This window comes from Bacillus sp. WP8, assembly GCF_000800825.1.
Classification (GTDB): domain Bacteria; phylum Bacillota; class Bacilli; order Bacillales; family Bacillaceae; genus Bacillus; species Bacillus safensis.
Map to the genome: position 1 here is coordinate 2,585,262 of NZ_CP010075.1, position 23,390 is coordinate 2,608,651.

A 23,390-nucleotide genomic window follows, 5' to 3' on the forward strand; every position below is an offset into this window, starting at 1 on the left:
ATCTGGCGCACTTATGAACCCTTTATCAATAGGAGTAAAACAGTATAGGGTGATTCATCCACTTTTTCAGATCCCATGAGCCATGGATATCGAGAAGCAGCGAAACAAAACGATAGCATTCTCTCACCTCTTGAAGCTCGCGAGGAAGCGGACAAATCTCTTCATACCCCAATTGGACATCGCGGGCAGCTTCTTTTGTCAAAAGGTATTCCAATGCAATAAAATCAAACGCAGCTGGTCCATATACGACATATTCTGTATCAACTAAACTCGTTACTTGATCATCTTTTTCAATATATTGAGACGGATCTAAATCAATTAAAATAAGACTGGCTGAATCAGGAGGCTTCAGCTTTCCAATCTTTTGCAACACAATTTCTGTATAACAATGAAATTCAGGCTGATCTGCGTAATAACGCTCTATGAGTTTGGGTACAGCCTTTTTTAACACCGCATGAAATTCTCTCAAATGTTTCTTTTCAGCTCCGTATACTGCCCCAAAAAAGTCAGTTCGATATGAATGAAGATGTGCTAGTTTCCTCCCATAATCCTTATAAAAGTTTGATGAACGTCCATCGAAAGATGTGAAAGGTGTTCCTTCTACTTTCTCCATTACATAAAAATGTCTTCCTGCCTTCTTCACTTTACGAACAACTTCTGGAATCTGAAACGAATTCGTATGAGACAGTTTTTGATTAATTTGATCGATATACTTTTGTATAGTATGAGCATCTACTCCATAGATCATATTGATCCCAGTCACAAATTCACTTTCTTCTCTTGCAGTTTTAGGAGATTTGATCACATATTCCGTTTTATCTTGTAAGGAGATCAGCCACACATCATTGGCCCGTCCGTCATATTGTTCTCCTAACGTTTTCACTGATACTATCGGTTGATGAAACAAAGCCTCAAGCGTTTTCTTCATGATCTGCTGTCACTCCCTCTTCTGCTTGACGCTGGTATGCTTTCATTTTCTCCAATGGTCATCAATCTCCTTTTTTCCATGACAAAAAAACCATCCGTATAAACGAATGGTTTTGATCAGTTATGCCAGACAGGCTTTTGCTTTTTCTAAAGCGAGCTGGATTTGTTTGAATCCAGTTCCGCCTGCACTTGTTCTTTTTTCAACCGCCACATACGGATCAAGAACAGTGTAAATGTCTTGTTCAAAAAGCTCGCTTGCTTCTGTAAAAGTTTCAAAAGGAAGATCACTTAAGTAGATGCCTTTTTGAATACATGTATACACAAGCTTGCCAACGATTTCGTGTGCTTCACGGAATGGCATGCCTTTTTTCGCAAGGTAGTCTGCCACTTCTGTCGCATTTGAGAAATCTTCTTTTGTTGCCTTTTTCATGACATCTTCGTTGACTGTCATCGTTTGAATCATACCTGTGAAGATTTGCAGGCTGCCAGCGATGGTTTTCACTGTATCAAACATGCCTTCTTTATCTTCTTGCAGATCTTTGTTATACGTAAGCGGCAAGCCTTTCATAATCGTGAGAAGCCCCATCAGGTTGCCATACACACGGCCTGTTTTTCCGCGGATTAATTCAGCCATATCGGGGTTTTTCTTCTGCGGCATCATGCTGCTGCCTGTTGCATACGTATCATCGAGTTCAATGAATTTGAATTCTTGCGAGCACCATAAAATGATTTCCTCACAAAAACGTGAGAGGTGCATCATCACAAGACTGCTATTAGACAAAAACTCTAAAATGAAGTCCCGATCACTCACACCATCAAGGCTGTTTTCGTAAATGTGATCAAAGCCAAGCTGCTCTGCAGTATATTCACGATCAATCGGGAATGTCGTTCCTGCTAACGCTCCGCATCCAAGCGGAGATACGTTAATTCGCTTCAATGAATCTTGAAAGCGCGCTTTGTCACGCTCAAGCATCCAAAAATAGGCGAGCATATGATGGGCAAACGAAATAGGCTGTGCACGCTGCAGGTGCGTATATCCTGGGAAAATCGTTTCAACGTGCTGTTCTGCCTTCTCTACAAGCACCGTTTGAAAGGAAGAGATCAATTCAATGATATGCTCGACTTGGTTATTCAAATATAAGTGCATATCAGTTGCGACCTGATCATTCCGGCTTCTCGCTGTGTGCAATTTGCCGCCAAGCGGACCAATCTCATCAATGAGCATTTTTTCAAGGTTTAAATGAATGTCCTCATAATCTACTGAGAATTCCAGTTCATCCGCTTCTGCCTTTTTCATGAGCGTATTTAGTCCGTCTTTGATGGCAGCGGCCTCCTCATCACCGAGGATACCGCATTTATTCAGCATACTTGCATGAGCAAGGGAGCCGGTCAGATCTTCTTTCACTAATTGTTTGTCGAAATGAATGGACGCGCCAAACTCATCGACCCATTTTTCTGGTGTTTTTTGAAATCGGCCTCCCCAAAGCTTTTTCATGCTTTAACCTGCTCCTTTTTATTCACGATGCTGTTTACTTTTGTCGGTAAGCCCCAAAGGTTAATAAATCCTACAGCTGCATCATGATCAAATTCATCTGCTTTTGTATAAGTTGCGAGATTTTCATCATAAAGTGAATATGGTGATTTACGTCCTTCTACAATGGCATGGCCTTTAAATAGTTTCACACGTACAACACCTGTTACGTTTTGCTGTGTTTCTTGTAAGAATGCATCTAGTGCTTCTTTAAGCGGTGAGAACCATAAGCCGTTGTATATTAATTCAGCCATTTTTTGTTCTACGATTGGTTTAAAGTGTGCGACTTCTTTAACAAGCGTTAAGTCTTCAAGCTCTTTATGTGCTTTAAGAAGTGTGACTGCACCTGGGCACTCGTACACTTCACGAGATTTGATCCCAACAAGACGGTTTTCAACGTGATCGATTCTGCCAACACCATGCTGACCAGCGACTTCATTTAAATGAAGGATAAGATCAGATAATGAATACTGGATACCGTCAATCGCTGTCGGTTTTCCTTTTTCAAACGTGATTTCAATGATTTCTGGTGTGTCAGGTGTTTTTTCAAGTGGATTTGTCAGATCATATGCACCTTCTGGCGGCGCAGCCCAAGGATCTTCTAAAATGCCACATTCGTTACTTCTGCCCCAAAGGTTTTGGTCGATTGAATATGGGCTGTCTAAGTTAATCGGAATTGGAATACCATGTTTTTGTGCATAATCGATTTCCTCATCACGAGACCATTTCCATTCACGCACTGGCGCAAGAACTTCTAGATCTGGATTCAATGCTTTAATGGATACTTCAAAACGAACTTGGTCGTTCCCTTTTCCAGTACATCCATGAGCAACAGCTACTGCATTTTCTTTTTCTGCTACTTCCACTAATTTTTTTGCAATAAGCGGACGGGATAGTGCAGATACTAGTGGGTATTTTCCTTCATACATTGTGTGTGCTTGTAATGCAGTGAGTGCAAACTCTTCAGCAAATTCTTCTTTTGCGTCAATCATGTATGATTGAACCGCTCCGACTTGAAGCGCTTTTTGTTGAACGAATGCCAAGTCTTTTCCTTCACCTACGTCAAGGCAGCAAGCAACAACTTCGTATCCTTGCTCTTGTAGCCATTTAACTGCAACAGAGGTATCAAGACCTCCGGAATATGCTAATACAACTTTTTTATTTTGTGACATGATTGAAAAGCTCCTCTCGCTTGTTTTGATTCTGTGAATGTTTTTTTGCATAAAAATAAGTTTTAATTTATAAACATGCATTTAGTATGTATACACTGTAACAAGGAAAAATTGTTTTTTCAACCCCTTTATGAAAAAAACTCTGCCAAATTTTCTTGGCAGAGTCATTTTGGGCTATTTTTGATCTTTTTCAAGCTCTCGTAAGACGTGAGGAAGCTCTGGAATCACGAGTTTTGTCATGGCTAAACGAACGGCTCCGGTAGATCCCGGCGTGGCAAAGACAGCCTTTTGATTGACGACCCCTGCCGCTGCCCGGGACAAGATAGCAGCTGAACCTATGTCTTCTGTATAGCTGAGCATGCGGAAGATTTCACCAAAGCCAGGCAGCTCCTTGGAAAAAAGAGGGGTAATCGCTTCAATGGTCACATCCCTTGCAGCAATTCCTGTTCCGCCATTTAACAAGACGGCATCTATTTTCGGTTCGCTTGTTCCTTCCAGCACAGCGTCTTGAATCGATCCAATATCATCTTTTACAATATCGTATGCAAGAACAAGATGTCCCTGTTCTTTGAGCAAATCAATCATCAGGCGCCCGCTTTTATCTGTTTCCTTCGTTCTTGTATCACTGACCGTAATGACCTTCACATAAAGCCTTTCTTTCGCCTCTCGTTTATGTTCTGTCACACTCATTTTCCGCAACGCTCCCTTTTGCTTCATATTGGACAACATTATAGCATGCTGCTTTTAACAGAAAAAAGCTCTTTTCCTTATTGGAAAAGAGCTTTTCAAACTTTTACGCTAAACGCATAACGTCTCTTGCAATCATTACTTCTTCGTTTGTTGGGATGACGATCACTTTTACAGGAGAGTGCGGGTAGCTGATGAATGCTTCTTCGCCTCTCATGTTGTTTAGGGAAGGATCCCAGTAAACGCCCATGAATTCTAGACCACGAAGTACACGTGCTCTTACTTCTGAACTGTTTTCACCGATTCCAGCTGTGAAGATGATCGCATCTACGCCATTCATTCTTGCTGCATAAGAACCGATGTATTTATGAATACGGCTCGCAAAAATATCAAGAGCAACTTCTGCACGGTCGTTTCCTTCTTCTGTTGCTTCTTCGATATCACGAAGGTCACTTGACAGACCAGACACACCTAAAAGACCACTCTTCTTATTCAAAGTAGAAAGCACTTCTTCAGCAGTATGTCCTGTTTTTTCCATAATGAATGGAATAAGAGCAGGGTCAATGTTACCTGAACGTGTACCCATTGCAACACCAGCAAGTGGTGTAAAGCCCATAGATGTATCGATTGATTTTCCACCTTCAACTGCTGCGATACTCGCACCATTTCCAAGGTGGCAAGAAATCAAACGAAGCTCTTCTAGTGGACGGCCTAATAGCTCTGCTGCACGCTCTGTAACGAACTTGTGGCTTGTCCCGTGGAATCCGTATTTACGAATACCAAAGTTTTTGTAGTAGTCGTACGGAAGGCTGTATAGGTAAGACTGCTCTGGCATAGTTTGGTGGAACGCTGTATCGAACACAGCAATCGCTGGTACGTCAGGCAGAATTTGTTTGAATGCTTTGATTCCTACAACGTTTGCAGGGTTGTGAAGTGGTGCAAGCTCTGAAAGCTGATCAATGTCGTTAATCACTTCATCAGTTAAAAGTACAGAATCGCTGAATTTCTCTCCGCCGTGAACAACACGGTGTCCTACGCCATCAATTTCATTAAAGTCTTTGATGATGTGAAATTCAGTTAGTTTTTCAAGCAGCATTTTGACCGCTACTGCGTGATCTGGAATATCTGTCACTTCTGTTTTCTTTTCTCCATCTACAGAAATCGTGAAGATACTGTTGTCCATTCCGATTCTTTCAACAAGACCTTTTGTTAAAACGGTTTCTTCTGGCATGTCGAACAATTGGAATTTAAGAGATGAGCTTCCTGCGTTGATTGCAATAATTTTGGACATTACTGTCGCTCCTTTTACTCAGTTGTTATATAAGGTTTCACGTTTTTTCCGGTGCTATATTCAACCTGTTTGACGGGTCTTTTATAGTTTAACGATAAGTCCGAAAAATATCTGACTTTTTCATTTAAACATTGAAAACTTTGCATTTCAAGTGCACCTTCAAACTGTTATCGCTTACATCAATAAGTCATTATTTTCTGAATAGTAAAATAGCCAGAAATATCTCTGGCTATTCTTTCGTTTCTTTTTCTTCTATAAACCACTGGTCTAATTTTCTCATCACACCGACCATTGCTTCCTTTTGTGAGAAAGATGGAAGATTGGCAAACAGCATTCGTTTTGGTGCTTCCAGCCCTTCTCTTTTCTTTTGCATCACAAATAAGCTTTTGGCGTGTTTCTTATCCTTAAACATGGACACTGGCAGCTGAATTAACGCATTCATATACGCATGATCTTTGATGAAATCCTTTAATTGTACGCTTTCTTTACCTTCAAACAAATCGTTTGGAATGATGAAGAATAAGAAGCCGCCTTCTTTTGTGTAGCGGAGGCTTTGTTCAATGAATAAATAATGGGCAAAGGCATGTCCTTCTTTTGCCTGCAATTCAAAGTCTGCTGCACGCTCATCATTTGGATAATAGCCGACTGGCAGGCTGCATACAGTGACATCTGCCGGTGAGATCAGAAGCGGTTCAAGACTGTCCTGGTGGAAAAGCTCGACTTCTTTCTCCTCTAAATTCGCCTGGGCCCAAGCAATTTTAATGAGCACATCATCAATTTCAGACGCAAAGCCGCGCTTTGTTTCTGCAGTGAGATTGTTTAAAACCGCAAGAAGTAAGTTTCCTGTTCCCGCTGCTGGATCAAAGACAACAAGTTCTTTTTGACCTTCTAAAAATTTATTCACCAAATAGCTGACAAACAGTCCAATCGTATCTGGCGTCATCTGGCGATTTGGATGAGAAATATCCTTTTGACCTTTCAATACGGCGAGCTGAAACGCTTTACGAATCTGCTCATGATCATAAGAAGCAAAATCTGCTTTCTCTATTAAATCCTTTAATAAACCGTTTCGATCATTTGCTTGGAAAAAGGCTTCTCCTGCTTCTGCCAATGCCTCAATATAGGAAATGCTCTGTTCCTTTTTCAATCGAATAGAAGCTGTATCGAGCAGTTCAAAAATAGTACTTACTTGATCTTTCTGCAATGCTTTTCTCTCCTCGCTTTGTTAAAAGCTATATGTTCTCATTGAAAAGAGCCCCAGGTTGAAGCCGGAGCTCTTGTCGATGCTGCTTTTATAACAGTGATTTTGCAGCTTCAATGGCTTTTTCATAATTTGGGTGATTCGTTGCTTCACTTACGTATTCAGTGTAAACCACTTTTCCGTTAGGGTCTAATACAAAGACTGCGCGCGCCAATAAACGCAATTCTTTCATATACACTCCGAATGCTTCACCAAATGACATATCTCTGTGATCAGATAATGTTTCGACATTTTCAATTCCGTTTGCTCCGCACCAGCGTGCTTGTGCAAATGGAAGGTCTGCACTAATCGTATAAATATTGACCGGACCTAAACCCGCTGCCTCTTCATTGAAACGTCTTGTTTGTGCGTCACACACACCTGTATCAATAGAAGGAATCACTGAGATGATCGTCACTTTTCCTGCTAAATCAGAAAGTGAAACTTCTCCAAGTGAGTTCGTTAAAACCGTAAAATCAGGAGCCTGCTCGCCTACTTTTACTTCATTTCCTACAAGCGTGACAGGACTTCCTTTAAATGTGATCGATGCCAAAACAATTCCTCCCTTTTCAAATGTATGGTTCTATCATAGTAGAGAAAGCAAAAAACTGCAAAGCCTAATCGTCCATTTTGAAAAAAAAGTTAACTGCAGCGCAGCTAACTTTTTAAAGGTCTATGTCATCTAGTTTTCGTTCTTTATGACGGTGCTCCCGCTCATCCTTCTTAAACATGTGCTGAAGACGTTCAATTGCTTGAGGAGCAGAATCCAATATTTTATCGAGCAGATGTGTGTGTTCATCCAAATGAAGCATTCGAACTCCGTTTGTTCCTACAATTAAGAAGGCAATTGGTGTAATTGATACCCCGCCGCCGCTTCCGCCGCCAAATGGGAGTCTCGGTTCTTTTCGTTCTTGATCATCAGAACGCTTTTCCTTCTTTTGGTTCCCGTTAAATTCACTGCCGCCGGCTGCAAATCCAAAACCAACCTTTGACACAGTGAGAATGACACTGCCGTCAGGGGTTTCGACTGGATCGCCGATGATTGTATTCACATCTATCATTTCTTTTAAGTTTTCCATCGCTGTCTTCATGAGACCTTGGATTGGATGATCTGCCATTTTCGGGTTCCTCCTTAAACAGATGATTCATTCTTCGTTGCTTGAAGAGAGGCACTTTTTCTCGCCTTTCTCCCTTTTAACCAATGGACAAGTAAACGAATGGCTGCAAGCATAGCATGTCCAATACGAAAATAAGCTATACATGTAAACTGAGTCTGCGATACGTTGTGCTGAAAGGCCGGAATGACTTCATATACTGGTTTATGCTTAAAGTTGAGATGCTCCTGCATAAAGGCAAGCAGCGCTCCTTTAACTGACCACACACCGCCAGCTGCTACACCTGTTAAAGCGGCGTCATGAAAGCCGATCCATGTCGACCAGTGAAATGAGACAACCCTTATGTGAATGAAGAACTTGCGCATGATCCGATTTAAATCGACAATCTCTTTTGTGATGCGCTCCATTTGATGAAGGATTTGCTTCATATCACGTTTTCCTACTTTTTTATGCATCGATTCTTTTTCGTGATCAGGGGTTTTGGCGCTTTCCATTTTCTTTTCACGAATATCAATCGTTTGGTCTTCTGGATTGACCCTCACCATCGGAATCTCTTTTTTGAGTCTGACCAATCCATATAAGGTGATGACCTTCAGTGCAATATGGTCATTGTCGTTTGTATGCGAATAGTCCAGCGAAATGGTTACTTTCATGAAAATCAACAAGATCACAAGAAACAACAACGCTGCGATCCAAACGTAAAGCACTGTGCTCACTTCCTCCATAACAAATGATGCTTCCCCTACGATTATGGCTCTCATTCTGGATTTTATACCCAATCAACAAAAAAAGAGTTTGACCGGTACGCGGCCAAACTCCTCTGATTATACGTTTGATTCTGTTTTTTCATATAAATGTTCATGGACGACCACCGTATCAGCAAAGTAATCATGAACCCCTTGCTTTTTCGGCGAGAACCCAACGACTGCATAGAGAACAAAGATCGTATTAATGTAACGTCCCACAATCTCTCTAAAGAAAATAACATCCCATGCCAGCTTCTTCTCAGGCTGAAGTGAGACCACTTTAATCCCAAACACCATCTTGCCGAGTGTTTGCTGAAAGATTTTCGTCATGATGGCGAAATAAAGGAGGAATACAATCGTCGTTGTGACGGAAAATGGAGAAAACCATCCCCCTCCTTTGGACCAACCAAACAGACTAAAGATTGGAGAAACCGTCAAATGGTTGACACCCCAGACGACGAGCCAATCAAGAATAAACGCCCAAAATCTAATCCAAAAACCTGCAAACGCCTGTGCTTCAATTGAAGCGCGCTTCACAAAGGCCGGCTTCGATTCTTCCTCTTGGCTGCGGCTTTCGCTTACTTCATCGAATGTAGAATCCATCTATGATCCCTCCTTTATTTTGAATAGAGATACATCGGTTTAGACCCATTTGAGCCAGCCAGTGTTTCTTTTAAATTCAGAAAATCAATTTCGCTTTTAAAGAGCTTGCTTGCACTCATGTTGAAGAGAGAGTTCCAGCCAAAGCTTTGAGAATAGCTGACCACTGTTGCTCCTTTTAAGCCTTTTTCATTTTTCTTCATCGCTTTTAATGCATCTTCATAATACCCAAGCTCATCGACTAATCCGTTCGATTTTGCCTGTGTCCCGTCATATACTCGGCCGTCAGCAATTTTCTTGACTTCCTGTTTTGACATGCCCCGTCCTTCAGAGATCACTTTGACAAATCCTTCGTAAGAGTTATCGACCATGCTTTGCATGATATTACGCTCATCTTTTGTCATATCACGGTTAGGAGACATGATGTCTTTGAACTTTCCGCTCTTAATCGTTTCATATTTAATGCCCAAATTATCTGCCAGCTTTGAATAATTCAAGCTTTGCATAATAACACCTAGTGATCCTGTTAATGTTTCAGGTGAAGCAAAGATTTTCTTCGCTGGAGTTGACACGTAGTAGCCGCCAGAAGCTGCCATTGAGCCCATAGATACGTAAATCGGCTTCTTCGCTTTTTTCACTTCTTCTAATTTTTTATGTATTTCAGCACTTTCATAGACACCGCCGCCAGGAGAGTTAACGCGCAGCAGTACGCCTTTTACCGAAGCATCCTCTTTCGCTTTATCTAGTTCCTTGAGGAATGCACGATGATCATACCCTTCTCCGCCTAGTAGGCTCGAGGCGCCGCCATTATCTTGAATGGTTCCATTAATCTCAAGAACAGCAATCTTGCCTGCACCGCTGCCATTCTCTAGTACCTTCTCTTCTATTTCATCCCCAAATTGATAGCTCATTTTATTGTCATTGAAGCTATCGAACAAGGCCATCGTGACACTAATCACAATTGAAAATCCGAAAACACCAAGTGCAATAATTAGCGCTACCCATCTTTTCGCATTCATCTTTTTCTCCTCCTTTTTGTCTCACTTCATTCATACGAATGCCCACATGAAATGTTTCACAGGAATTGTGGTTTTTTTACATTTCATGTAGGCATATGATAGCACCTCTCTTAAATAACGATCAACTTTACATCGTCTACGTAGACAAGCGCATGACGAAAAATTGGCTTTTTTATCCTCTCTCTGCACCTAATAGGCTAGATCTTCACCGCAACGAAACACCTAAACCATTCTTTCATGAGAAAACGGCTATTCAATTATGCTCAGGATTCAGCCATTTTGAATCACTCACATCGACTCATTTCTCATCATGCAAATCTGATCATTAGATGTTCTCTCTAATGTTTTTACTTTCATATGAAAAAAGTGTAAAATGTGAGCAAGGGTTTTCATGTAAGCCCTTTATCATTGGAAATTATTTTTGACAGCAAAGGGGAGAACGTCAATGACAGACAATCGACGCAATGTATTTTTCTTTTACAAAAAAGATCATGAATTGGATGGACACATTTCTTCTCTCGAGAAGCTCGCTACCGATCAAGGCTTTCACGTCGTCAAGCGTGCAGAGGATGCCCATATTATTGCTTCAATTGGTGGGGATGGCACATTTCTTCAAGCAGTCCGCAAAACGAACTTCCGGGATGACTGCTTGTATGTAGGGGTATCAAAATCAGAGAATACGCACCTATACTGTGATTTCTCGTTAGAGCATTTTGATAAAATGATTGATGCCATGAACACTGAACAGCTTGAAGTGAGAAAATATCCGATCATCGATGTAAGCGTTGACAGTACAAATCAGTTCCATTGCTTAAATGAACTGTCGATCCGCTCCAGCATTATTAAAACATTTGTGATCGATGTGTATATAGATGATTTCCACTTTGAAACTTTTAGAGGCGACGGCATGATTATTTCCACTCCGACTGGCTCAACGGCTTACAATAAATCCGTGAGCGGCGCAGTGGTTGATCCGATGCTTCCATGTATGCAAGTCACAGAGCTTGCATCGCTGAATAACAACTCGTACCGTACATTAGGTGCTCCTTTCATCTTAAGCAGTGACCGCAAGCTGACGCTGAAGGTGGTGCAGGATGGAAACGATCATCCAATTATCGGGCTTGATAACGAAGCGCTCGGCACAAAACACGTCAAACAAATTGACATTGGCCTTTCAGGAAAAGTGATTAAAACGGTGAAATTAAAAGACAACTCTTACTGGGAAAAAGTAAAACGCAGATTCCTTTAATCTTTCAGATTATTGAGGGTTTAAAGCTCCTTTATGGGGCTTTTTTTATGTCTTTTCATTCACGGTCATGGTTATGGTATGATGTCACAAGTATGAATGTACGAAAAGGAGAACACGATGACATTACAACATTTTGATCAATATCCATTAAGTGATGAATTGAAACAAGCGCTAGAAGCGCTTCACTTCCATACACCTACACCCGTTCAGCACGAGACATTATCTGTTGCTTTTTCAAAGCAGGATTTAATCGTCAAATCTCAGACTGGCAGCGGCAAGACTGCAGCATATGGTCTGCCGATTTGTGAAATGGTTGATTGGGCTGAAAATAAGCCTCAAGCCCTTATCCTCGTTCCGACACGAGAACTCGCCATGCAGGTCAAACAAGACCTCACAAGCCTTGGACGATTCAAACGAATCAAAGCCGCAGCCATTTTTGGAAAAGCCTCTTTTCAAGCGCAGAAAGTAGAGCTTTCACAGAAAAATCATATTGTGTGCGGGACACCAGGCCGCATTTTGGATCACCTTGAGAAAGGCACCCTTTCTTTAGAAAATCTCAAATTTTTCGTGTTAGATGAAGCGGATGAAATGCTGAACATGGGATTTATCGATCAGGTTTCTTCTATTATTCAGTATCTGCCGCCAAAGCGCATGTCGATGCTATTTTCAGCGACAATGTCTGAAGATATGAAGAAATTGAGCGAACAATTTTTACAATCACCGAAAATCATTGAGATCGCACGTGAAGAAACGTCTGTACAGCAAATCACCCATACCGTAATTGAAACAGAAGAGGAATCGAAATTCTCCCTTCTTCAGCGGACGATCGTCATTGAAAATCCAGATAGCTGCATTATTTTCTGTAATACACAGGACCGGGTGAATGAACTCACGATGAAGCTGGATGAATGGGATGTGCCCTGTGACAAAATTCACGGCGGCATGAGACAGGAAGACCGCTTTGATGTGATGGATGAATTTAAAAAAGGTGAATTCCGTTATCTGATCGCAACAGATATAGCAGCCCGGGGAATTGATGTTAGTGATATGACACATGTCATTCATTATGATCTTCCTTATGAAAAAGAGCGCTATATTCACCGAACTGGTAGAACAGGCAGAGCGGGAAAAAGCGGAAAAACGATTGCGTTTATGACAAAGAATGCTAAGCCGCTTATTGATGAATTAAAGCAGGATGCCGGCATAGATTTTCAAACTCAGCCTTATCCAACGAAGGAAGAAGCAGAGAAGCATGTAGAAAGCTTTGAAGAAAAGATTGAAACGCCTGTTCAAAAGGAAAATAAACAGGCAGGCGTTGAGAAGGATATTATGAAGCTTTATTTTAACGGCGGAAAGAAAAAGAAGCTGCGAGCTGTTGATTTCGTTGGGACCATTGCCAAATTAGATGGCGTTGCATTCGATGACATTGGGATTATTACGATTCAAGACACGAAAACATATGTAGATATTTTAAACGGCAAAGGTCCTCTTGTGCTGAATGCCATGCGCCACACAACCATTAAAGGCAAGCAGTTAAAAGTACATGAAGCACGTTCATAAAAAGTAAAGGCCCAGCGCCTTTACTTTTTTATTGATGATGTAATAAGCGCACAAACGTTGATCCCATCAGCCTTTTTGATGACAAACATGACAAATGTCATATTGAATACATGATGGGTGCTACTATGAGCATGACACCTTTCCTTCTATACTTTGAAGTAGAAAGAAACGGAAAGGACTTGAACGTTCATGACGACTTCAACAAACACACAGCAGCAAGCTACTTTAAGAAAACAAGTGGGTCAATTCTCTGGTGCTGATTCGAAAAAAAGTATCATTCAACTCTTTAATACATTCATTCCATTTTTAGGGCTTTGGTTTCTTGCCTATTATAGTCTGAATATCTCCTACCTTTTAACCCTCTTCTTTGCGGTTATTGCAGCTGGGTTTTTAGTACGTGTCTTTATTATTTTTCACGACTGCTGCCATCAATCCTTTTTTAAACAGAAGCCGCTAAATCACCTGTTCGGCTTTTTAACGGGTGTACTCACCCTTTTCCCTTATCTTCAATGGCAACGAGATCATTCAATTCACCATGCCACAAGCAGTAATTTAGACAAACGAGGTACTGGCGACATTTGGCTCCTAACAGTCAAAGAATATCAAGAAGCATCAGCATGGACGAAATTTCGCTACAGATTTTATCGTAACCCTTTTGTGATGTTTATTTTAGGACCGATCTTTGTCTTTCTCTTAAAAAACCGTTTCAACGTCAAAAATGCTCGTAAAAAAGAGCGTTGGAACACGTATTTCACAAACGTGAGCATCATTGCGTTAGCAGCCGTAACATGTCTTCTTTTTGGCTGGCAGGAATTCCTGCTTGTTCAAGGTCCGATCTTCCTAATCTCAGGATCTATCGGTGTATGGTTGTTTTATGTACAGCATACGTTTGAGGATTCTTACTTTGAAGCAGATGAACATTGGAACTATGTGCAGGCAGCTGTTGAAGGAAGCTCTTTTTACAAATTACCAAAGCTTCTTCAATGGTTAACAGGTAATATCGGTTACCATCATGTTCATCATTTAAGCCCAAGAGTACCGAATTATCATTTAGAGCATGCTCATGAGCAAAGTGAACCGTTGCAAAATGTCCCAACCATTACATTAAAAACAAGTATTGAATCCATGAAATTTAGATTGTGGGATGAAGAAACGAAAGCATTCGTTACCTTCAAAGAGGCAAGGCAATCTAAGAAGATGAACGTCCCTGTTATCAAAGGAGACATTCTGAAGAAAAATGCATAATTGGTTCAAGCTCTTTCTTACACTAGAAGGAGCTTGTTATCATTTACAGGATGCAGCCGCATGTTGAATTTGATAAAGTAAGGAAAAAGAATGAAAAAGGTGGCACACGGATGAAAAAACAGTTTAAAATTCAAAAATTGCATGGGATTTCCCCTTATATATGGGCCATTTTTTTCATCCTGCCCTTCTATTTTATCTTTAAGACACCTTCGACTTTAGGCATTGTGATCGGCATTATTTTGAACGTCGTCTTTTTCGCTGTGTATCGTTTTGCGTTTGTCGCAAAAGGCTGGTCTTTATATGTCTTCGGTCTTTTATTGATCGGTATTTCAACTGGTTATGTGATGCTCTACAGCTATATTTATTTCGCTTTTTGCATCGCCTATTTTAACGGACATATCAAACGAAAAGTCCCCTTTTATATCTTGTACTATATCCATCTGGCGAGCGCCGCCGTGGCAGTGAACTTTAGTTTGATCTTAAAAAAGGGCTGGTTCCTCACACAAATTCCTTTTGTCGTCATCACACTGATTAGTGCCATCCTTCTTCCTCTCAGCATTCGAAGCAGGAAGGAACGTGAACGGCTTGAGGAGAAATTAGAATATGCCAATGAACGGATTGCTGATCTTGTGAAACTTGAAGAAAGGCAGCGCATTGCACGCGACCTGCATGACACCCTTGGACAAAAGCTTTCTTTGATCGGTTTAAAAAGTGATCTTGCCCGTAAACTCGTGTATAAAGACCCTGAACAGGCTCGGGCCGAACTCAAAAGCGTCCAGCAGACTGCCAGAACGTCTCTCAATGAGGTGCGAAAGATTGTTTCCTCTATGAAAGGCATCCGAATTAAAGATGAAATGTCGAACATCGAGCAAATTCTCGAAGCAGCTGGAATTGAATTGGTCTATGATGAAAAGGAAGCACCGAAACATATCTCACTTCTGAACGAAAACATTGTGAGTATGTGCATCAAAGAGGCGGTGACGAATGTCGTCAAACATAGTGGCGCGACGGTTTGTAAAATCACCATTCACCAAAAATCAAAGGAAGCGATCATCACCGTTGAGGATGACGGAACATTTAAAGGCGACTATCCATCCTCTCAAACGAAAGGACACGGCCTTTTAGGAATAAGAGAAAGATTGGAATTTGCAAATGGCCGCCTGCGTATTGAGACAAAGGACGGGACAAAGCTCATTATGATCATTCCAAATGATTCAGCAGCAAAAGAAAAGGAGGGGATGAAATGATCAACATCTTTATCGCAGAAGATCAGCAAATGCTGCTTGGTGCACTCGGTTCACTTCTTGATTTAGAAGACGATATGACGGTTGTTGGAAAGGGTACTAATGGTCAAGATGCCATCGATTTTGCCAAAACACACGCTGTTGATATTTGCTTAATGGATATTGAAATGCCGGGGAAATCTGGACTTGATGCAGCGGAAGAGCTTAAAGGATCAGATGTGAAAATCATCATTTTGACGACCTTTGCCCGCTCTGGTTATTTCCAAAGAGCGTTAAAAGCTGGCGTCAGCGGCTATATGCTGAAAGACAGCCCCAGCGAGGAACTCGCAAGTGCGATTCGCAGTGTGATGAAAGGGAAAAAGGTGTATGCCCCTGAATTAATGGAAGACTTATATAGTGATGAAAATCCTTTAACGGAGCGAGAGAAATCGGTCCTTGAACTCGTCGCAGACGGTAAAAACACAAAAGAAATTGCAAAAGAACTCAGCATTAAAAGTGGCACTGTCCGGAACTACATTTCCATTATTTTAGATAAGTTAGAAGTGAAGAACCGCATCGAAGCCATTACCCGCTCAAAAGAAAAAGGCTGGTTTAAATAAGAAAAAAGATCAGGACACACGCTGCCTTGATCTTTTTTTTTGATAAAAAATCTCTTCTTTATTTTTTATCACCAGCTATCAAAATGTCATTGACAACAGCCCACAGTCCTATGATATGATATCCAAGTGATAATAATTATCATTATCACTAATTCAACCAAATATACGGCTATGTGCCGATTTCAAAGGAGTCTACATTCATGAAGAAAATATTGTTCCCTCTGATGCTCATCTTTGTACTTGCATTGAGCGCATGTGGCAATAGCAGCAGCTCTTCCTCAAATAAAGGAAATCAATCAACATCATCAGACAAAATTACATATCAATCTGAAAATGGCCCTGTGAAGCTGCCAGCGCATCCAAAACGTGTTGTTGTTCTAGGTTCTTACGCAGGTAGTGTCATGTCACTTGGTGTGAACATCGTTGGCGTTGACTCTTGGTCAAAAAAGAATCCGCGCTTCCAAAAAGAATTAAAAAATGTGGAAGAAGTATCGGATGCTAATGTAGAGAAAATTATGAAGCTAAAGCCTGATGTCATCATTGGCTTAAGCAATACTAAAAATGTAGAAAAACTCAAAAAAATCGCACCAACCGTTTTGTTTACGTATAACAAAGTCGATTACCTTCAGCAGCACATTGAAATTGGAAAAGTATTAAACAAAGAAAAAGAAGCCAAAGCTTGGGTAAAAGATTTCAAAAAACGTGCAGATGAAGCTGGAAAAGAAATCAAAGCAAAAATCGGTAAAGATGCAACAGTTTCTGTCTTTGAAAGTGGCACAAAAGAGCTCTACGTCTTTGGAGATGCATGGGGCCGCGGAACAGAAATCCTCTACCAGGAAATGAAACTGAAAATGCCTGAGAAAGTGAAAGAAAAAGCATTAAAAGCCGGCTACTATGCAGTTTCACAGGAGGTCATTCCTGAATTTGCTGGAGATTATATGATCATTAGTAAAAACAGCGAAATGGACAATTCCTATCAAAACAGTAAAATTTACAAGTCCATCCCAGCTGTCAAAAAACATCGTGTGTATGAGGCCAATGCAGAAGAATTCTATTTTAATGACCCGATCACACTTGAATACCAACTCTCATTCTTTAAAAAGCACTTTTTAGGTAAATAAGCTGAAGCAAGGGATCTCTTCCCTTGCTTTTTTCTTGTCTGCTTCTAGCGGCATGGTCCTTTTTCCGCTACAATGACAACAAGCGAATACAAAAAGTGTGGTGCTGATTTTGTTTAAGATTTTACTAATTGAAGATGATACAACCCTCTTCCAAGAAATCAAAGAACGTCTAGTCAACTGGTCCTATGATGTTTATGGGATTCAAGATTTTCATCAGGTGCTGCAGGAATTCACATCTGTCCAGCCTGATCTCGTCATTATTGATATACAGCTGCCAAAATACGATGGCTTTCACTGGTGCCGGATGATTCGGCATCATTCAAATGTTCCAATCATCTTCCTCTCCTCAAGAGACCACCCTGCTGATATGGTCATGTCGATGCAGCTCGGAGCCGATGATTTTGTGCAAAAGCCCTTCCACTTTGACGTGCTCATTGCCAAAATTAATGCTGTTCTTCGCCGCGTGCATGATTATAATGCAGAGCCGGCCAGCCTAAAGATGTGGTGCGGCGCTGCCATTGACCTAGAAAAAAACACCGTAACAAATAATCACGGTGAGGTTGAATTAACAAAAAATGAGTTATTTATTCTCAAGGAATTGATTCAGCATAAAAATCATATCGTCAGCCGGGAATCACTCATTCAAGCATTGTGGGAGGATGAACGGTTTGTCAGTGACAATACACTGACTGTAAACGTCAACCGGCTCAGAAAAAAACTAGACGAGATCTCCCTTGGCGCCTTCATTGAGACAAAAGTGGGTCAAGGCTATCTTGCAAAAGAAAAGGATGATCAATGATGCTGCAAGCATTTTTAAAAGAACGAAGAAGCTGGATTCTTTTCTTTCTTAGTTTGCAGCTCCTCATTCTATTTGTTGCTTATTTGGATACGACCATTCCCATCGCTTCTCTTTTCTATATTGTGCTATTGTCTACGTTTCTCATGATTGTATTTCTCTTTTTTCGATACCGAAAAGAAACGGCTTATTATGAGAGGTTGAAAGAATGGGATGATGACATTGAACATCAAATGCGGCTAACCCCCTCTTCCCCATTTGAGCAGCTCATACATGATGCGACGTCAGAGCAAATTGCACGCTACCGGCGAATGGCAGCAGAGCAGAAAATCGCTCTCGAAGAAGAAAAAGATGAATTGCTCTCTTGGATACATGAGGTCAAAACCCCCCTTACAGCGATGCGCTTAATGATTGACCGCTTAACAGATCAGCAGCTGAAATTCAATATGACATACGAGTGGCTCAGAATACATTTATTACTTGATGCCCAGCTGCACCAAAGCAGAGTACGTCATATCGAAAATGATTTATTCATTGAAAAGCTGGACCTGCAAAGCATCATCGCAAAGGAAATCAAAGCGCTCCAATCATGGTGCATGCAAAAAGGAATCGGCTTTGAGCTGGCGCTGGAGGAACGGACCGTATTAAGTGATATAAAATGGTTATCCTTTATGATCAGACAGGTACTCACAAATGCAGTCAAATACAGCCATTCATCTGATATTGTCATTGAAAGCAAGCAAATAAATGACCAAGTCATGCTGACGATCACAGATCAAGGCAGAGGAATTGATTCAAGAGACATCTCTCGTATTTTTGAAAAAGGCTTTACCTCGACAAGACATCACAATGACACCGCCTCAACAGGAATGGGGCTCTATTTAACGAAAAAAGGAGCAGACGCTCTTCATATCACAATCGAGGTCAACTCCACGATAGATCAAGGTACAACCTTCACCTTCACCTTTCCGAAAAAGAATGATTTTGTTCATATTGCGAGCATGTGACAACAATGTCACATGCTCGTCTGTTTTGTTCGCCAAATCGAAGGACGTCTGGCAGGCTTCTTTTTATACTAGAGTTATCAATTAAAAGAAAAAGGGGTTCAGCAAATGAACATTTTAGAAGCTCGCAAAATTTATAAAAGCTATGGAAATAAATTCAACAAACAAGAGGTGCTGAGTGGTATTGATTTAACCATTGAAGCCGGGGAATTTGTCAGTATCATGGGGCCATCAGGCTCGGGGAAAACAACCCTTCTGAACGTATTGTCGTCTATCGATCATGTGTCCAGCGGATCCATTCGTATTGCAGATGCTGAGATGACGCAAATGAAGGATCAGCAGCTTGCGGAATTTAGAAAAAAGCAGCTTGGCTTTGTTTTTCAAGATTATAATTTACTTGATACACTCACAGTCAAAGAAAACATCCTTTTGCCTTTATCCATCTCCAAAACGCCAAAAAAAGAAGCTTTTGAACGTTTTCAACAGCTTGCAGAAGACATGGGGATTTATGAACTAAGAGACAAATACCCGAACGAACTCTCTGGCGGACAAAAGCAGCGGACATCGGCGGTTCGTGCCTTCATTCATGAACCAAGTCTTATTTTCGCTGATGAACCTACAGGGGCACTTGATTCCAAATCGGCATCTGACCTGCTCAACAAACTGCAAGATTTCAATCGCAAACGAAAAGCGACCATTGTGATGGTGACACATGATCCTGTCGCAGCCAGCTATTCAAGCCGCGTCATTTTTATCAAGGATGGACAGATTTATACACAGTTGAATAAAGGCGCTTTAGAAAGAAAAATGTTTTTCGAGGATATTATGAAAACGCAAGGTGTCTTAGGCGGTGTGAAGCATGAACATTAATCAGCTCATCTTTCGTAACCTGAAGAAAAATTTGAAGAATTACTATTTATATGTGTTTGCTCTCGTGTTTAGTGTGGCGCTCTATTTTTCCTTTGTCACCTTGCAATACTCACCAGCACTTGATGATGTAAAAGGCTCCATTAAAGGCGGTGCTTCGATTAAAGCCGCTTCGGTTCTGCTTATAGCCATCGTCGGTATTTTCCTGCTATATGCGAATAGCATTTTTATTAAGCGCAGAGGAAAAGAAATAGGTCTCCTGCAGCTCATTGGTATGACGAAACAAAAAATTTCCAGACTGCTCAATGCAGAGAACTTTATTCTATACATGACAGCCATGACTATCGGCATCATTGCAGGCTTTATCGGTTCAAAGCTGATGCTGATGGTGTTATTTAAAGTGACTGGTGTTAATGCCATCGCCAATCTGCATTTTTCGGGCATGGCCCTTCTGCAAACACTCATTGTCTTTTTTATTATCTATGGATTGATTATGCTGAGAAATAGACGTTTTATTAATAAACAAACGATTTTATCTTTGTTTAGAACAACGTCTTCGACAGAACAGCGTGTGAAAAAGATCTCTGTGTTTGAAATCATCATTGGAGTGTTCGGTATTGTCTTGATCAGCTCAGGCTATTATATTTCTTCTAAGCTTTTTACCGGCTCATATACGTCCATGTTTGAGTTACTTTTAGCCATGATTTATATTCTAGCCTCTGTTATCATCGGTACCTTTCTTTTTTACAAAGGCTCTGTTTCTTTCATTGCCAATATTGTACGTAAAAGAAAAAATGGCTATCTCGCCATTCATGAAGTATTATCTCTGTCATCCATTATGTTCCGGCTAAAATCAAATGCACTGCTTTTAACGATTATTACAACCGTATCTGCACTTGCCATCGGTTTGCTGGCTCTTAGCTACATTTCCTATTACTCAGCAGAAAAAACCGCTGAGCAGATGATTCCAGCTCATTTCGCCATGGGCTCAGAAAAAGAAGCAGCAACCTTCACTCGTGCACTTTCTGACAAACATATTGCTTATGATCAAAAGCAGTTCAAAGTGATTCAAGCGAAATTTGATGCGAAAAAAATAGTGGATTCAGAGGTGAAAAATATGAAGAATGATCCAGGCGTATTGACACTGCCTGTGATCAGTGAGAAAAATGCACCAAATTTTCATGTGGAGAACAACGAAGTTATTTTAAGCGGCTACAGTGATCTATTAAAGAAAATCATGCCGATTCAAAGCTCAGGCGATGTGAAGCTTCTCATTAAGAAACCGCTTGATTTGAAAGTCATAGATATGAAGAAAGATTATCTCATTTCTTACAACTTCACTTTTGGCGGTCTACCTGTTGCCGTCGTGAGTCAAGATGTTTTTGAGCAGCTCGATCAACAAAAAGATCCAAAGCTACAGCTTGAAAATAGCCAATATATCTCAGTCAATATAAAAGATGATAAAAATCTTGAACAAGCAAATAGCGTGTTTACATCTTTAAAACTAAGTGACAACAGCATGTCTCAATTAGCTTCAGCTCAGCAGCAAAAACAAACAATAGGACTGATGATGTTTGTGGTCGGGTTTTTAGGCCTTAGCTTCCTTGTCACATCTGGCTGTATTTTATACTTTAAACAAATGAATGAAAGTGAAGAGGAACAAAGCTCCTATACGATCTTGCGTAAGCTTGGTTTTACTGAGAAGGACCTATTAAAAGGCATCCGGCTTAAACAGCTGTTTAACTTTGGGATTCCGCTCATCGTCGGATTGCTGCACAGCTACTTTGCTGTACAATCAGGCTGGTTTTTATTCGGCGGAGAATTGTGGACTCCAATGCTCATCGTTATGTCGATTTACACTGTCCTCTATTCTATCTTCGGATTCCTATCTGTCCAATATTATAAAAAGGTCATTAAGGATTCCTTGTAATCAATTCCCCATAGGCAACGCCTATGGGGTTATTTTAATTATGAAGGTGTTGATTCAAACTTGTGTGATAAAATATGGTCTCTTGCCGCATAAGCTTTTCGTTTGACCTCTTCTAGGTTCACACCGACTAGCTTTCCGTTTTGTTTCACTGCTTTTCCAGCCACATAAACAGAATCAACATTTGAAGGATGTGCCGTTTGGACAACTGCTCCAGCCGGATCTGTCATCGGAAGAAGATTCATGCTTGTCCGATCGATCAAAATAAAATCCGCTTCTTTCCCAGGTGTAAGCGACCCAATTTTATGATCAAGCTGTAATGCACGAGCGCCATTGATCGTCGCAGCCTCAAGCATTTGATGAGCAGACAGCCCAAGGTCAGGTCCCGGCATGATCCCATCCATCAACAACGATTGATTTTGGATCGCGCGCTCTGCCTGAAGCCCGAATTTCATTTGAGCAAACAAATCTCCTCCTGTCGCTGTCACTACGTCTACACCGAGCGTTGGAAGAACACCTTGTTCAATCGCAAGTCCTGTGACAGGATAACCGTGACCCATCATCATTTCAATTTCAGGGGTAATCGATATGGAGCTTCCGCTGTCTGCCAGCATCTTCATTTGATCCGCATCGATTGCGTTAATATGCACCATGTTCAAATCCGGTCCGAGCAATCCTGCTTTGTGAAGCCGCTCAATCGATCGATCCTCCGCTCCCCAATTTCCAAAGCCGATGTGCATACTACATAGAGCATCTAGAGACCGAGCTGTTTCAATTTCAAATACCGACGTCTCCCATGAAGAAAACTCTGGACCACGAATCGCAAGTCCCATTGTTAAAAGCTGATCTGATGATTGAAAATGCGCTTTTTTCACACGGGCTGCGTCCTCCATATTAGTGAGCGTACTCTCTCTATCCCAATATTCAGCATCTCCAGAGGAACCAAAAGCAAAAACAGCTCGTATGCCCGCATCTTTTAATCCTCCAATGAGCTCTTCTGTATGATCCAATGAATTGATCATCGTCCAATCTAAAAACGTGGTCACACCTGCATCTAAAGCCTCTAATGCCCCTAAATAATTGGCGATTCGATCGTCGGATGGGCGTCTCATTGCTCCATAGTTGCCATAATAGATTTTGCTTAAATATGTCTGCAAAGACCAATCTGTACCTATGCCCCGGATGACAGACTGCCACACATGCCGATGTGTATCTACAAGACCTGGCATGATGACCATATCAGATGCATCAACAATGTCAGCATCACTTACTTCAATTGAAGGTCCAACTTCTAAAATGTGTTTCCCTTCAATTAATAAATCTCCCTTTTCAAGAAAACCTAAAGATGGATCAAGTGTTAAGAGTGCTGCATCTTTAAACAATATTTTCTTCATCCATATCCCCCTTTTCAAATGACGAGGATTAAGTGACCCCGCCTCAATGTCATTTT

General features: G+C 41.0%; 22 protein-coding genes. 10 read left to right on the top strand and 12 right to left on the bottom strand.

Annotated elements, in window-relative coordinates:
• Positions 1–25: 25 nt before the first annotated feature.
• The 11 genes from QR42_RS12985 to sppA form a co-directional block, all read right to left on the bottom strand.
• Entirely contained in the window at positions 26–928 is a 903-nt protein-coding gene (locus QR42_RS12985; RefSeq protein ID WP_039180588.1) for an aminoglycoside phosphotransferase family protein, read from the bottom strand.
• A 120-nt stretch (positions 929–1,048) separates the two neighbouring features.
• Positions 1,049–2,422, bottom strand: a complete 1,374-nt coding sequence (argH, locus tag QR42_RS12990; RefSeq protein WP_024424805.1) for an argininosuccinate lyase — start codon at positions 2,420–2,422, stop codon at positions 1,049–1,051.
• A complete protein-coding gene (locus tag QR42_RS12995; protein ID WP_024424806.1) occupies positions 2,419–3,630 on the bottom strand; it encodes an argininosuccinate synthase in 1,212 nt (403 codons plus the stop codon). Before QR42_RS12995 ends, argH begins: the two co-directional genes overlap by 4 nt.
• Positions 3,631–3,804: 174 nt before the next feature.
• A complete protein-coding gene (locus QR42_RS13000; RefSeq protein ID WP_039180591.1) occupies positions 3,805–4,320 on the bottom strand; it encodes a MogA/MoaB family molybdenum cofactor biosynthesis protein in 516 nt (171 codons plus the stop codon).
• A gap of 103 nt (positions 4,321–4,423) precedes the next feature.
• Positions 4,424–5,608 (bottom strand): acetate kinase, encoded by a 1,185-nt coding sequence (locus tag QR42_RS13005; RefSeq protein ID WP_039180594.1) that lies wholly within the window; start codon positions 5,606–5,608, stop codon positions 4,424–4,426.
• 229 nt (positions 5,609–5,837) lie between these two features.
• Entirely contained in the window at positions 5,838–6,812 is a 975-nt protein-coding gene (locus QR42_RS13010) for a class I SAM-dependent methyltransferase (protein WP_039180596.1), read from the bottom strand.
• Between the two features lie 88 nt (positions 6,813–6,900).
• On the bottom strand, positions 6,901–7,401 hold the full coding sequence (gene tpx, locus QR42_RS13015; RefSeq protein WP_024424810.1) for a thiol peroxidase: 501 nt from the start codon (positions 7,399–7,401) through the stop codon (positions 6,901–6,903).
• 112 nt (positions 7,402–7,513) lie between these two features.
• The gene (gene ytfJ, locus QR42_RS13020; protein ID WP_024424811.1) at positions 7,514–7,966 is read right to left on the bottom strand and encodes a GerW family sporulation protein; all 453 of its coding nucleotides are present in this window, start codon (positions 7,964–7,966) and stop codon (positions 7,514–7,516) included.
• 14 nt (positions 7,967–7,980) lie between these two features.
• Positions 7,981–8,688 (bottom strand): DUF2953 domain-containing protein, encoded by a 708-nt coding sequence (locus QR42_RS13025; RefSeq protein ID WP_039180600.1) that lies wholly within the window; start codon positions 8,686–8,688, stop codon positions 7,981–7,983.
• Between the two features lie 99 nt (positions 8,689–8,787).
• Positions 8,788–9,312: an RDD family protein gene (locus QR42_RS13030; protein ID WP_039180602.1), complete on the bottom strand. Its 525-nt coding sequence runs from the start codon at positions 9,310–9,312 to the stop codon at positions 8,788–8,790.
• Positions 9,313–9,326: 14 nt separating this feature from the next.
• Entirely contained in the window at positions 9,327–10,328 is a 1,002-nt protein-coding gene (gene sppA, locus QR42_RS13035; RefSeq protein WP_024424813.1) for a signal peptide peptidase SppA, read from the bottom strand.
• A 445-nt stretch (positions 10,329–10,773) separates the two neighbouring features.
• On the opposite strand from sppA, the gene QR42_RS13040 reads away from it, so the two are divergent.
• From QR42_RS13040 to QR42_RS13085, 10 genes are all read left to right on the top strand, one after another.
• The gene (locus QR42_RS13040; RefSeq protein ID WP_024424814.1) at positions 10,774–11,577 is read left to right on the top strand and encodes an NAD kinase; all 804 of its coding nucleotides are present in this window, start codon (positions 10,774–10,776) and stop codon (positions 11,575–11,577) included.
• A 117-nt stretch (positions 11,578–11,694) separates the two neighbouring features.
• A complete protein-coding gene (locus QR42_RS13045; RefSeq protein ID WP_039180605.1) occupies positions 11,695–13,137 on the top strand; it encodes a DEAD/DEAH box helicase in 1,443 nt (480 codons plus the stop codon).
• A gap of 189 nt (positions 13,138–13,326) precedes the next feature.
• A complete protein-coding gene (locus QR42_RS13050) occupies positions 13,327–14,382 on the top strand; it encodes a Delta(5) desaturase DesA (protein WP_039180608.1) in 1,056 nt (351 codons plus the stop codon).
• 110 nt (positions 14,383–14,492) lie between these two features.
• Entirely contained in the window at positions 14,493–15,629 is a 1,137-nt protein-coding gene (locus tag QR42_RS13055; RefSeq protein WP_039183258.1) for a sensor histidine kinase, read from the top strand.
• On the top strand, positions 15,626–16,225 hold the full coding sequence (locus QR42_RS13060) for a response regulator transcription factor (protein ID WP_039180611.1): 600 nt from the start codon (positions 15,626–15,628) through the stop codon (positions 16,223–16,225). Before QR42_RS13055 ends, QR42_RS13060 begins: the two co-directional genes overlap by 4 nt.
• 200 nt (positions 16,226–16,425) lie before the next feature.
• Positions 16,426–17,346, top strand: coding sequence for an iron-hydroxamate ABC transporter substrate-binding protein (locus tag QR42_RS13065; RefSeq protein ID WP_039180614.1), 921 nt, complete (start codon positions 16,426–16,428; stop codon positions 17,344–17,346).
• Between the two features lie 109 nt (positions 17,347–17,455).
• On the top strand, positions 17,456–18,145 hold the full coding sequence (locus QR42_RS13070; protein ID WP_039180617.1) for a response regulator transcription factor: 690 nt from the start codon (positions 17,456–17,458) through the stop codon (positions 18,143–18,145).
• Positions 18,145–19,149 carry a sensor histidine kinase gene (locus tag QR42_RS13075; RefSeq protein ID WP_039180619.1) on the top strand — a complete coding sequence of 335 codons (1,005 nt, stop codon included), beginning with the start codon at positions 18,145–18,147 and terminating at the stop codon, positions 19,147–19,149. Before QR42_RS13070 ends, QR42_RS13075 begins: the two co-directional genes overlap by 1 nt.
• Before the next feature lie 105 nt (positions 19,150–19,254).
• On the top strand, positions 19,255–20,016 hold the full coding sequence (locus QR42_RS13080) for an ABC transporter ATP-binding protein (RefSeq protein ID WP_024426158.1): 762 nt from the start codon (positions 19,255–19,257) through the stop codon (positions 20,014–20,016).
• Positions 20,006–21,943: an ABC transporter permease gene (locus QR42_RS13085; protein ID WP_039180624.1), complete on the top strand. Its 1,938-nt coding sequence runs from the start codon at positions 20,006–20,008 to the stop codon at positions 21,941–21,943. The genes QR42_RS13080 and QR42_RS13085 overlap by 11 nt, the downstream gene beginning before the upstream one ends.
• A 38-nt stretch (positions 21,944–21,981) precedes the next feature.
• On the opposite strand, the gene QR42_RS13090 is transcribed toward QR42_RS13085, so the two are convergent.
• Positions 21,982–23,334, bottom strand: a complete 1,353-nt coding sequence (locus QR42_RS13090) for an amidohydrolase family protein (protein ID WP_039180626.1) — start codon at positions 23,332–23,334, stop codon at positions 21,982–21,984.
• Between the last annotated feature and the right edge of the window lie 56 nt (positions 23,335–23,390).